The sequence below is a fragment of the uncultured Ralstonia sp. genome (assembly GCA_913056305.1).
Classification (GTDB): domain Bacteria; phylum Pseudomonadota; class Gammaproteobacteria; order Burkholderiales; family Burkholderiaceae; genus Ralstonia.
The window spans coordinates 1-11,603 of record CAJXMR010000152.1 but is presented as its reverse complement, the minus strand read 5'-3'; the positions used below and the strand labels follow the sequence as shown (position 1 = coordinate 11,603).

Sequence of the window (11,603 nt, the reverse complement as noted above, 5' to 3'; positions counted from 1 at the left end):
CGTTGTTGTCGGTGTTCGTGTAGATCACGTCGACCTTGCCGATCAGGTTCTTGGCAGCCGGGCCGATGTCCACGGTGCGCGGTGCAGCCGATTCGACCAGCGTCAGGCCGGCGGCGGGCAGCAGCTTCTTCAGCTCGTTGACGACCACGACCGAGTTGGCCTCGCCCGGGTTGTAGACCATGCCGACGCGCTTGGCATTCGGCACCACGCGCTTGATCAGGGCGATCTGCTTGTCCAGCGGCAGCTTGTCGGACACGCCGGTCACGTTGGAGCCCGACGGCTCCCAGTTCTTGACCAGTTGCGCGGCCACCGGGTCGGTCACGCCGGAGTAGACCACCGGGATGCTCTTGGTGGCAGCCACCACGGCCTGCGCCGACGGCGTGGCGATGGCGACGATGGCATCCGGCTTGTCGCCGATGAACTTGCGGGCGATCTGCGCGGCGGTGGCGGGGCTGCCCTGCGCGCTCTGGTATTCCCACTTCAGGTTCTTGCCGGCGTCGAAGCCCTGGGCCTTGAGTTCTTCCTTGGCACCGTCGCGGATGGCATCGAGTGCCGGATGTTCGACGATGGCCAGCACCTCGACCGACTTGGTGGCCTGGGCCAGTGCCGGGGTGGCTTGCAGCAGTGCCATCGGGATGGCGGCAAGCGCTGCGAGGCGGAAGGCGTGCCGAATGGACGTAAATGGGCTGGACATAAGGATCTCCTGTTTCCTTTTGGGTGGTTTCGCTCTGGCCGTGGGCGGGATGTGCCCAGGCCGGCGTGGTTCGTTTTCAGTCGTTCTTGGATGCACCGAAGCAGTGCGATGTCGGCGCATGTGGGCGCACATTATGAGACAAATCTCGACGCTTTTCAGCAAACACTTCAAAAGGGGCGTTGGGTGCCTTGCTTGTCTCGGCAAGGGATTCCGGTTGCACGCGACAGAACCGGCGCACCAAAATCAAAAAGGGGCACATGGCCCCTTTTCTTTGCTGCCCCAATGGGGCGCTGCTTACTGGATCTTCGCCTTTTCGCGCAGATCCTTCAGCATCGCCTGGAACTTGGCGCGCTGCCAGTTCTGGTCGCCCATCATCATCTCGAGCAACTGCGGCTTGACGTCTTCGAATGCCGGGATCTTCGCATCGCGCGTGTCGTCCAGGCGGATCACGTGCCAGCCGAATTGCGTCTTGACCGGCGTCTGGGTGGTCTCGCCCTTCTTCAGGCCGGTGAGCGCGGCCGAGAACTCCGGCACGTAGGTGCCTGGGTTGGCCCAGTCCAGATCGCCGCCGTTGGCGCCCGATCCCTTGTCCTTCGATTGCGCCTTGGCGATGGCTTCAAAGTTGCCGCCGGCCTTCAGCTTGGCGATGATCGCCTTGGCGTCGGCTTCCTTGTCCACCAGGATGTGGTGGGCGTGGTATTCCTTGCCGTTGCCGAACTGCGCCTTGATCTTGTCGTACTGCTTGTGCAGTTCGTCTTCAGTGGCGGGGCTGTTCTTGACGTAGTCCTCGAACTCGGCGCCCACCAGCACGTTCAGGCGCGCCTGGGCCAGTTGTTCCTGCACGTCGTCATGCTCGAGCAGGCCACGCTTGGCGGCGTCCTGTTCGATCAGTTCGCGGTCGATCAGCATGTCGCGGGCGCGGTTGCGCAGCTCCGGCGATTCGGGCTGGCCCGACTTCTTGATCAGCGCGTCCACCTTGGCGCTCGGGATGGCTTTGCCGTTGACCACGGCGGCGTTCTGCGCCATGGCGGGAGCAACGGTCGCAACAAGGGCAGCAGCCAGCAGGCTGGCGGTAAGGCTGGAAACTTTCATGGAAGCGTTCGAGGGAGAAACGATCTAGAGATGTTCGTCAGGTGTGACCGCGCGGATCGCCAGGGCATGAATGGCGGCGGGCCACAGCGTGCGCAGCGCATCATACACCATGCGATGGCGCGCCACGCGGCTCTTGCCGGCAAAGGCGGCGCTGACGATGTCGACGTTGTAATGCCCGCCGCCCGAGGCTGCACCGGCGTGGCCGGCGTGCTTGGCGCTGTCGTCTTCGACGACGAGGTGGACGGGCTGGAAGGCCTCGCGCAGCAGGCGTTCGATTTCGCGCGGATCAGCGGCCATCAGTGGTCTTCCGGCGTGTTCGCGCTGGCGGGGCGTTCCTGCATGTGGCGGGCCAGCCAGATGCTCTGCGCGAAGATAAACACCACCATCAGGCCCATCGAGCCGAACAGCTTGAAGTTGACCCAGACGTCGGTGTCGAAGTGGTACGCCACGTACAGGTTCAGACCGCCCATTGCCAGGAAGAAGATCGCCCAGACCAGGTTCAGGCGACCCCACATCGGCTCGGGCAGCGAGACCTGCTGCTCCATCATGGCGCGGATGAGGTTCTTGCGGATCACCAGCGCGCTGCCCAGCAGTACGACGCCGAACAGCCAGTACAGCACCGTCGGCTTCCATTTGATGAAGGTGTCGTTGTGGAAGAACAGCGTCGCGCCGCCGAACACGAGGATGATGAGCAGCGAAAGCCACTGCATCGCATCCACTTTGCGGTGCTTGAACCACACCCATGCGATCTGCAGGACGGTCGCCACCATCGCAACGGTGGTCGCAATGTAGATCGGGTCTCCCGCTTGCCCCGGGGCCGGGTGCGATGTCCCCAGGAAAATGCCGGCCACCTTGAACGTGGCAAAGAACAGGATGACCGGGAACAGATCGAACAGGAATTTCATGCAGGGGCGCGGGTGCGGTAAGGCGGGTTGCAGGGAATCAATCGCCGAATTTTAGCGCAGCCGAGTTGATGCAATACCGCAGGCCGGTCGGGGCGGGGCCATCTTCGAACACGTGGCCCAGGTGCGCGCCGCAGTTTTTGCACTGCACCTCGATGCGCAGCATGCCGTGCGAGCGGTCGGTTTTCTCGGCGATCACCTCGCCGTTGATGGGCTGGAAGTAGCTCGGCCAGCCGCAGCCGGCATCGAACTTGGTCGACGATTCGAACAGCGGCGTGCCACAGCACACGCAGTTGTAGACGCCGCGCTCCCAGTGGTCCCAGTACTCGCCGGTGAAGGGGCGCTCGGTGGCGGCCTCGCGGGTGACGCGGTATTCGGTGTCGGAGAGCTGGTCGCGCCATTCGGCGTCGGTCTTGTGCACGGTCATGATGGGAAGACTCCTTGTCGGTTGCGTCGGCGCGCTTCGTGGGCGGCCGATGTGGTTTTGTCGCGCTGCGGCGGCGATCCTGACAGGTTCCGGTTAGAGGAACCCGTCAGACATCACGACGAGCAGCTCACCTCCAGCGACGACGCCCATTCCGGCGCCGGTTGCGCGTAATGCTCGAAGCCGGGATGGTCATCGAACGGGCGGGCCAGCACGGCGCGCAGGTTCTCCACTTCGGAGAAATCCTTCTGCTTGGCGTGGCGGATGGCGACTTCAGCCAGGTGGTTGCGCAGCACGTATTTCGGGTTGACGCGCTGCATGGCAGCGGCACGGGCGTCGTCCGACTGCGGCTCGGCCTGCAGGCGCTGGCGATAGGCCGCCAGCCATACATCGGCGGCGGCGCGATCGAAGAAGAAGTCGCGCACGGTGCGCGCTTCTGCCGCGGTCGGGGTGTCGTCGCGGCGCACGTCGGCGAGGTGGCGGAAGAACAGCGTGTAGTCGGTGCGCTGGGTGTGCAGCAGCTTGAACAGGTCGCCGAAGAGGGCTTCGTCGCCGGGCTGCTCGGTCGAGAGGCCGAGTTTGGCGCGGTAGCGCGCGTAGAAGGCGGCGCCGTAAGTGTCGCGGTAGACCAGCAGGGTTTCCTGCGCGGCGTCGATGGCGGGCTGGGCCTGGGCTTCGTCGCTCAGGTCGACAAGGGTGTTGGGGTCAGCGCCGAACAGCGGCAGCAGGGCCTGTGCCAGGCAGAACAGGTTCCAGTAGCCGATCTGCGGTTGCTGGGCGTAGGCGTAGCGGCCGCCGGTGTCCGAATGGTTGCAGATGTGGTTGGCGTCGAAGCCGTCGAGGAAGCCGAACGGGCCGTAGTCGAGCGTGAGGCCCAGGATCGACATGTTGTCGGTGTTCATCACGCCGTGACAGAAGCCGACGGCCTGCCACTGGGCCATCAGCTCGGCGGTGCGGCGGGCGACTTCACGCAGCAGGGCCAGGTAGGGCTGTGGTGCGGTGCGGCAGTCTGCGTAGAAGCGGTCGATGACGTAGTCGGCCAGCGCGCGCAGCTCGGGCAGCTTTTCGTTGGCGGCGAAGTGCTCGAAATGGCCGAAGCGCACGAACGAGGGCGCCAGCCGTGTGACCACGGCAGCGGTCTCGATTGCTTCGCGGCGTACCGGGGCGTCGGTGCCGATCACGCACAGCGCGCGCGTGGTCGGAATGCCGAGACCGGCCATGGCTTCCGAGCACAGGAATTCGCGGATGGACGAGCGCAGCACGGCGCGGCCGTCGGCCATGCGCGAATACGGGGTGAGGCCGGCGCCCTTGAGCTGGATTTCGCACGGGCCGTCGGCGGTTTGCAGCTCGGCAAGGAGGAGGGCGCGGCCGTCGCCCAGCTGCCCGGCCCACACGCCGAACTGGTGGCCGGAATAGACGGTGGCGAGCGGGTCGCTCCACGCGGCAATGGCGTTGCCCACGAAGACATCCAGCCCGGCTGGGGATTCGAGTTCAGCGCGTGGGAGGCCCAGCGGCGCGGCGGCTTCGGGCGAAAAACCCACCAGATACGGCGCCGCCGTCATCGGCATCGGCGGCAGGCGCGTCAGGAAGCGCTCGCCGAGATTGGCAAAACCCGCTACGGCGGCGGGGCGGCCCGGCCAGTCGAAGGGGCTGGAAAGAGAATCGTCAGGCAAGGCGGCGGGGGCGGAAGACATGTCGGAAGGGCGATCGATTAGCACAGAAAACCGCGCAAAAACAGTGCCGGATCGTCATAAACGGTGGGCTCTGCGTTGCAGCAAAAACGCGTCTGCGTAGGGGAAAACGCCATGTTGAGACGCAACAACGCTATCGCGTATTGTACTTGCGAGTAGGGAAAGCTGCAGGCGGCGAACCCTTGCACCGCAACGGTTCGCAGGGTTTTTCCGGAGTTCTGGCAACAAAGGGGGCCGATGTGGCGACGCACAACAGAATCCCGTTGACGTCATCCGCAATCGCGGGAACAATCGGCCAAAAAATAGAACGGTTGTTCAGTTTTTGCGAGGAGACACCATGGCCCTGATGGGACAAATGATGAGCGCACCGCTGCTCATCTCGACCATCATCGAACATGCAGCGCGGAATTCCGGTTCGACTGAAATTGTGTCGCGCCGTGTCGAGGGCGATATCCATCGCACCACGTACCGGCAAGTGCGAGACCGCTCCAAGCAACTGGCGAATGCGCTGGCCGCGCTGGGCGTGCAGCCGGGCGACCGCGTCGGCACGCTGGCTTGGAACGGTTATCGCCACCTCGAGATCTATTACGGCGTGTCCGGCTCGGGTTCGGTGTGCCACACCATCAACCCGCGCCTGTTTCCGGACCAGATCGCCTACATCGTCAACCACGCTGACGACCAGTACGTCTTCTTCGACCTGACCTTCGTGCCGTTGATCGAGGGCATCGCGGCGCATTGCCCGAACGTGAAGGGCTGGGTGGCGATGACCGACCGCGCGCACATGCCCGCCTCCAGCGTGCCGATGCTCTGTTATGAAGAGCTGCTGGACGCGCAGAGCAGCGAGTACACCTGGCCGCAGTTCGACGAGAACACCGCCTCCAGCCTGTGCTACACGTCGGGCACGACCGGCAACCCGAAGGGGGCGCTGTATTCGCATCGCTCCACCGTGCTGCATTCGTATGCCTCGGCGCTGCCGGATGCGCTGGGCGTGTCGGCGCAGGACGTGATCCTGCCGGTGGTGCCGATGTTCCACGTCAACGCCTGGGGCACGCCGTATTCCGTGGCGCTGGTGGGTGCCAAGATGGTGTTTCCGGGGCCGAAGCTGGACGGTGCCTCGCTGTATGAGCTGTTCGAGCAGGAGAAGGTAACCTTCTCCGCCGGCGTGCCGACGGTATGGCTGGGCCTGCTGCAGCACGTGCAGGCCAACAACCTCAAATTCTCGACCTTCCGCCGCACGGTGATCGGCGGCTCGGCCTGTCCGCCGGCCATGATCCGCACGCTCAAGTCGATGGACGTGGAGGTGATCCACGCCTGGGGCATGACGGAGATGTCGCCGCTGGGCACCACCTGCAAGCTGCTGGGCAAGCACAACGACCTACCGGAAGACGCGAAGCAGCACGTGCTGGAGCGCCAGGGCCGCGCCATCTATGGTGTGGAGATGAAGATCGTCGATGCCGAGGGCCATGAGCTGCCGTGGGACGGCAAGGCCTTTGGCGACCTCTACGTGCGCGGGCCGTGGGTCATCGGCAGCTATTACCGCGGCGATTACTCGCCCCTGGTCGACGGCTGGTTCCCGACCGGCGACGTGGCCAATATCGACGCCGACGGCTATATGCAGATCACCGACCGCAGCAAGGACGTGATCAAGTCCGGCGGTGAGTGGATCTCGTCCATTGACGTGGAGAACGTGGCCGCCGCGCACCCCGCCGTGCATATGGCAGCGTGCATCGCCTGCCACCATCCGAAGTGGGACGAGCGCCCGCTGCTGGTGGTGATGAAGAAGCAGGGTGCAGAACTGTCGCGTGAAGAGATGCTCAAGTTCTTCGAGGGCAAGGTCGCCAAGTGGTGGATTCCGGATGACGTCGTGTTCGTCACTGAGATTCCGCTCACGGCCACCGGCAAGATGCAGAAGCTCAAGCTGCGCGAGCAGTTCCGGGATTACCAATTCCCGGCCGTGCAAGCCTAGAGACAAAACAGAAACCGCCGCCCGTGCACCGGCAAAAGCCAGGCACGAGGACGGCGGACGGAAGACAACCGGATCAGGGCCAACCGCCGTCTAAGGGAGACGGCGGAATGAAGCCCCGGGCGCGTTGCAACCTGGAGACGCCAACAGCCGACGTGCCCGCTAGTGGCACGCGGGAGAGTGACTCGCCGGCGACTCCACCACATGAAGGAGACACGCATGACGAAGTTCCGTCCGTTGGTTGTGGCTGTTGCAAGTGTCGCGGCAATCGGTGGGGCGCTGGCGCCCGCCGCCGCATTCGCCGCTGAAACCGTCAAGATCGCCTGGATCGATCCGCTCTCCGGCCTGATGGGCGCGCTGGGCCAGAACCAGCTGCGCAGCTGGCAATACATCGCCGACATGGCCACGCAGAAGAACTGGGCCGGCGACGGCACCAAGTTCGAGGTGGTGGGCTTCGACAACAAGCTCTCGCCGCAGGAAAGCCTGACCGTGCTCAAGCAGGTGGCCGACCAGGGCATCCACTACATCGTGCAGGGCAACGGCTCGAGCGTCGGCATGGCGCTGGAAGACGCGGTGGCCAAGTACAACGAGCGCAATCCGGGCAAGGAAATCGTCTACCTGAACTACGCGGCGGTGGACCCGGACATGACCAACGGCAAGTGCAACTACTGGCACTTCCGTCTGGACGCGAACTCCGACATGAAGATGGAGGCCCTGACCAGCTACCTGGCCAAGGATCCGAGCGTCAAGAAGGTCTACCTGATCAATCAGAACTATTCGTTCGGCCATCAGGTGGCCCGCGCGGCCAAGGAATACCTCAAGCGCAAGCGCCCGGACATCCAGATCGTCGGCGAAGACCTGCACCCGCTGGCGCAGGTGAAGGACTTTTCGCCGTACGTGTCGAAGATCAAGTCGTCTGGCGCCGACACCATCATCACCGGCAACTGGGGCAGTGACCTGGCCCTGCTGATCAAGGCCGGCAAGGACGCGGGCCTGAACGCCAACTTCTACACGTACTACGGCGCCACCACGGGCGTGCCGACCGCCATGGGCGCGGCCGGTGCCGACCACGTCAAGTTCGTCGGCTACTGGAACGTCAACAACGACAAGTTCGTCGGCGGGGACATCGTCGAAGGCTTCAAGAAGAAGTACAACGACGACTTCTACCTGATGGCGTCGTACACAGGTATCTCCCTGCTCGCCAAGGCCATCAAGCAGACCAAATCGGCCGAGCCGGCCAAGGTCGCCAAGGCCTTCGAGGGCATGAAGGTCGACAGCCTGAACGGCGCGTTCGAAATGCGCGCGTCCGACCATCAGGGCCAGCAGCCGCTCTACATCGCCACCTGGAAGAAGACCGACGGCAAGGCCGTCAAGTACGACCAGGAAAACACCGGCTACGGCTGGAAGACCGACGCGGTGCTCGACCAGTACGTCGCGTCGCAGCCGACCTCCTGCCAGATGAAGCGCCCCTAGAAACGCGATCAAGCCGATTCTGGCGGTCCGGCGCTGCCTTGCCGTACTACCTGTACTGTCTGCGGCAGCGCCGAACCACCAGAACCGCTTCGCTTCGCCTTGATCGCGTTTCGAAGAGTGGGCCGAAGGGCCGCCCGATGCTATCGTGCGGCGATGTTTTAAACGGAGTGAGGTGTGGACCGGCGTGCCCGGCCCATGCCTTGCCGAGAGGGCTGTAGCGTGGAATTCCTAGTCATCAATCTCTTGAACGGCGTCAGCTACGGGCTGCTGCTGTTCATGTTGTCTTCAGGCCTGACGCTGATCTTCAGCATGATGGGCGTCCTCAACTTCGCGCATGCCAGCTTCTACATGCTGGGCGCGTACTTTGCCTACGTGGTCAGCGGGTACCTGGGCTTCTGGTCCGCGCTGATCGTGGCGCCGCTGCTGGTGGGCGCGCTGGGCGCACTGGTCGAGCGTTTCGGGCTGCGCACGGTGCACCGCTATGGGCACGTGGCCGAGCTGCTGTTCACCTTCGGTCTGGCCTATCTCATTGAAGAAGGCGTGAAGCTGGTGTGGGGCTTGCCCGCTGTGCCGTACCGCGTGCCGGACGCGCTGGATGGTCCGCTGTTCACGCTGTTCACGTCGTCGTTCCCGAAGTACCGGGCCTTCATGATGCTGGTGTCGCTGCTGATGCTGGTGAGCATCTTCCTGCTGCTCACGCGCACGCGCATCGGGCTGGTCATCCAGGCGGCACTCACGCACCCGGACATGGTGGAAGCGCTTGGCCACAATGTGCCGCGCGTATTCATGTTGGTGTTCGGTGGCGGCTGCGCGCTGGCGGGGCTGGCGGGGGTGATCGGCGGCAATGCCTTCGTGACCGAGCCGTCGATGGCGGCGGCGGTTGGGTCGATCGTCTTCGTGGTGGCGGTGGTGGGCGGGATGGGATCGCTGGTGGGGGCCTTCATTGCGTCGCTGCTGATCGGCTGCATCCAGACCTTTGCCGTCACGCTCGATATTTCGGTGACGAGCCTGCTGGGCAACCTGGGCATCACGCTCAATCCGGACGTGCCGCTCAGCTCGCTGTGGAATCTGACCATCGCGCAGGTGGCGCCGGTGCTGCCGTACCTGCTGCTGGTGCTGATGCTGATCTTCCGCCCGCGCGGGCTGATGGGTACGCGGGAGGGCTAAGCGCAAATGGAACGAGTCATGTCGCAACAACAAGCGTTGCCAGCCAACGATCGCGCGCGAACGATGAAGTTCAAGCCGGTCAACCTCGCACGCTGGCTGATCTGGAGCATCACCGCGCTGGTGATGATCGTGCTGCCGCTCATTTGGCCGCAGGGCTTTGCCATCACGCTGCTCTCGCAGATGGGCATCATGATCATCTTCGCGCTGTCGTACAACATGCTGCTGGGGCAGTCCGGCATGCTGTCGTTCGGCCACGCGGTGTATGCCGGCCTGGGCGCCTTCATGGCGGTGCACCTGCTCAACAAGATCGGCGCCGTGCAGGCGCTGGGCATCGGCGGGCCGCTCGCCGTTGCGCTGTTGCCGATTGCCGGCGGCCTGGGCGGTGCGCTATTCGGCGTGATCTTCGGCTACGTCACCACCAAGAAGTCCGGCACGACGTTCGCCATGATCACGCTGGGTATCGGCGAGATGGTGTTTGCCAGCGCGTTGATGTTTCCGGACTTCTTTGGCGGCGAGGGCGGTGTCTCCACGAACCGCAGCATCGGCGATGCCCTGGCCGGCATCACCTTCGGCCCGGCACGCCAGGTGTATTACCTGATCGCCGCGTGGTGCCTGATTTCAATGGCGCTGATGTACGCCTGGACGCAGACGCCGCTGGGCCGCATCGCCAACGCGGTGCGCGACAACCCTGAGCGCGTGGAGTTCATCGGCTACAACACGCAGCGCGTGCGCTTCCTGGTAGTAATTCTGTCGGCGTTCTTCGCTGGCATTGCCGGCGCGCTGTCGTGCATCAACTTTGAGATCGTGACGGCCGAGAACGTGTCGGCAGTGCGCTCGGGCTCCGTGCTGCTGGCGGCGTTCATTGGCGGCATGGGCAGCTTCTTCGGGCCGATCATCGGCGCGGTGCTCACGGTGTTCTTCACCGTGGCGCTGTCGGGCATCACCAAGGCGTGGCTGCTGTACCTGGGGTTGTTCTTTGTGCTGATGGTCATGTACGCGCCGGGTGGCATCGCCAGCCTCTTGGTCATACATCTGCCGATCCTGCGACGCGGCAAGCTGAAGACGCTCCTGCCAGCTTACGGTTTGGCGATTGTGCCGGCGGTCATCCTGCTGGTCGCGTTGATTTCCACCGTGGAAATGATCTACGCCGTGCAGGACGACGCCTCGGGTGGCGTGGCCACGCTGTTCGGCCTGTCTGTCGAACCGAATACCCTCAAGCCATGGATTGTCACCGCCGCGCTGTGGCTGGTGGGCGCCTTCGGCCTGCGTGCTGCAGCGGGCAAGCTGCGCGCCGCTTGGGACAACGCATTGCAGGAGCCGCAACCATGAGCCAACTGACATCCGGGCCGACCGCCGCGCTCGAGTTGCGCGACGTTCGCAAGCGCTTTGGCGCGACCGAAATCATTCGAGGGGTCAACCTCACCATCGGCAAGGGCGAGCGCCATGCGCTCATCGGCCCGAACGGCGCCGGCAAATCGACCACGTTCAACCTGATCTCGGGCCGCTTCCCGGCCAGCTCGGGCAGCGTGCGCCTGAACGGCGAAGAGATCAGCGGCCTGGCGCCCTTCGAGATCAACCGCAAGGGCCTGTCGCGCAGCTTCCAGATCACCAACATCTTTCATCGCTTGTCGGTGTTCGAGAACCTGCGCTGCGCGGTGCTCTGGTCGCTTGGCTACAAGTATTCGTTCTGGCACAAGCTGGCCGAACTGCGCGACGCACGCGAGCGCGCGGAAGAAGTGCTCGAGCAGATCGGCATGACACATCGGCGTGACGCCGCCGCAGGCCTGCTGACGTACGCCGAGCAACGGGCGCTGGAAATCGGCATCACCATCGCGGGCGGTGCCGACGTGATTCTGCTGGATGAACCCACGGCCGGCATGAGCCGCTCCGAATCCGACCATGCGGTCGAGCTTATCCGCAAGGTCACTGTGGGCAAGACGCTGGTGATGGTTGAGCACGACATGAGCGTGGTGTTTGGCCTCGCCGACCGCATCTCGGTACTCGTCTATGGCGAAGTGATCGCCACCGACACACCCGAAGCCATTCGCAACAACCGGCGCGTGAAGGAAGCCTACCTCGGCACCACGCTGGACGTGAATGAAACCGAATCTGCAGGAGCGCATTGATGGCAACGAATACTCCGATGTTGGAGGTGCGCGACCTGCACGCGTACTACGGCAAGAGCCACATCCTGCAC

At 64.0% G+C, this 11,603-nt stretch carries 11 protein-coding genes and 1 pseudogene; 6 read left to right on the top strand and 6 right to left on the bottom strand.

The features are described 5' to 3' along the window. From QZ609_RS19250 to QZ609_RS19225, 6 genes are all read right to left on the bottom strand, one after another. Nucleotides 1-631: ABC transporter substrate-binding protein (locus QZ609_RS19250; RefSeq protein ID WP_295498164.1), on the bottom strand; the 631-nt coding region annotated here is incomplete at its 3' end. A gap of 357 nt (nt 632-988) precedes the next feature. Next, entirely contained in the window at nt 989-1,786 is a 798-nt protein-coding gene (locus QZ609_RS19245; RefSeq protein WP_295498160.1) for a peptidylprolyl isomerase, read from the bottom strand. A gap of 24 nt (nt 1,787-1,810) precedes the next feature. Continuing rightward, on the bottom strand, nt 1,811-2,083 hold the full coding sequence (locus QZ609_RS19240) for a BolA family transcriptional regulator (protein ID WP_295498157.1): 273 nt from the start codon (nt 2,081-2,083) through the stop codon (nt 1,811-1,813). Further along, nucleotides 2,083-2,691, bottom strand: a complete 609-nt coding sequence (locus QZ609_RS19235) for a septation protein A (protein ID WP_295498154.1) — start codon at nt 2,689-2,691, stop codon at nt 2,083-2,085. Before QZ609_RS19235 ends, QZ609_RS19240 begins: the two co-directional genes overlap by 1 nt. 37 nt (nt 2,692-2,728) lie before the next feature. Next, complete coding sequence (gene msrB / locus QZ609_RS19230) at nt 2,729-3,115, bottom strand: peptide-methionine (R)-S-oxide reductase MsrB (RefSeq protein ID WP_295498151.1); 387 nt, start codon at nt 3,113-3,115, stop codon at nt 2,729-2,731. A 113-nt stretch (nt 3,116-3,228) separates the two neighbouring features. Then, nucleotides 3,229-4,806, bottom strand: a complete 1,578-nt coding sequence (locus tag QZ609_RS19225; RefSeq protein WP_295498148.1) for a protein adenylyltransferase SelO — start codon at nt 4,804-4,806, stop codon at nt 3,229-3,231. Nucleotides 4,807-5,140: 334 nt separating this feature from the next. On the opposite strand from QZ609_RS19225, the gene QZ609_RS19220 reads away from it, so the two are divergent. The 6 genes and pseudogenes from QZ609_RS19220 to QZ609_RS19195 form a co-directional block, all read left to right on the top strand. Beyond that, the gene (locus tag QZ609_RS19220; protein ID WP_295498145.1) at nt 5,141-6,769 is read left to right on the top strand and encodes a 3-(methylthio)propionyl-CoA ligase; all 1,629 of its coding nucleotides are present in this window, start codon (nt 5,141-5,143) and stop codon (nt 6,767-6,769) included. A 216-nt stretch (nt 6,770-6,985) separates the two neighbouring features. Then, nucleotides 6,986-8,239, top strand: a complete 1,254-nt coding sequence (locus tag QZ609_RS19215) for a branched-chain amino acid ABC transporter substrate-binding protein (RefSeq protein WP_295498142.1) — start codon at nt 6,986-6,988, stop codon at nt 8,237-8,239. A 219-nt stretch (nt 8,240-8,458) separates the two neighbouring features. After that, on the top strand, nt 8,459-9,406 hold the full coding sequence (locus tag QZ609_RS19210; RefSeq protein ID WP_295498139.1) for a branched-chain amino acid ABC transporter permease: 948 nt from the start codon (nt 8,459-8,461) through the stop codon (nt 9,404-9,406). Between the two features lie 6 nt (nt 9,407-9,412). Further along, a complete protein-coding gene (locus QZ609_RS19205) occupies nt 9,413-10,735 on the top strand; it encodes a branched-chain amino acid ABC transporter permease (protein ID WP_295498136.1) in 1,323 nt (440 codons plus the stop codon). Then, nucleotides 10,732-11,532 carry an ABC transporter ATP-binding protein gene (locus QZ609_RS19200; RefSeq protein ID WP_295498134.1) on the top strand — a complete coding sequence of 267 codons (801 nt, stop codon included), beginning with the start codon at nt 10,732-10,734 and terminating at the stop codon, nt 11,530-11,532. Before QZ609_RS19205 ends, QZ609_RS19200 begins: the two co-directional genes overlap by 4 nt. Next, nucleotides 11,532-11,603 (top strand): annotated as a pseudogene (locus QZ609_RS19195) (ABC transporter ATP-binding protein); the annotation flags it as partial. The gene QZ609_RS19200 and the pseudogene QZ609_RS19195, both read left to right, overlap by 1 nt.

Bases quoted from the DNA above. Each gene is read 5' to 3' on its own strand.
- QZ609_RS19245 (WP_295498160.1), bottom strand. From the start codon at position 1,786: ATGAAAGTTTCCAGCCTTACCGCCAGCCTGCTGGCTGCTGCCCTTGTT.
- QZ609_RS19240 (WP_295498157.1), bottom strand. From the start codon at position 2,083: ATGGCCGCTGATCCGCGCGAAATCGAACGCCTGCTGCGCGAGGCCTTC.
- QZ609_RS19235 (WP_295498154.1), bottom strand. From the start codon at position 2,691: ATGAAATTCCTGTTCGATCTGTTCCCGGTCATCCTGTTCTTTGCCACG.
- msrB (WP_295498151.1), bottom strand. From the start codon at position 3,115: ATGACCGTGCACAAGACCGACGCCGAATGGCGCGACCAGCTCTCCGAC.
- QZ609_RS19225 (WP_295498148.1), bottom strand. From the start codon at position 4,806: ATGTCTTCCGCCCCCGCCGCCTTGCCTGACGATTCTCTTTCCAGCCCC.
- QZ609_RS19220 (WP_295498145.1), top strand. From the start codon at position 5,141: ATGGCCCTGATGGGACAAATGATGAGCGCACCGCTGCTCATCTCGACC.
- QZ609_RS19215 (WP_295498142.1), top strand. From the start codon at position 6,986: ATGACGAAGTTCCGTCCGTTGGTTGTGGCTGTTGCAAGTGTCGCGGCA.
- QZ609_RS19205 (WP_295498136.1), top strand. From the start codon at position 9,413: ATGGAACGAGTCATGTCGCAACAACAAGCGTTGCCAGCCAACGATCGC.
- QZ609_RS19200 (WP_295498134.1), top strand. From the start codon at position 10,732: ATGAGCCAACTGACATCCGGGCCGACCGCCGCGCTCGAGTTGCGCGAC.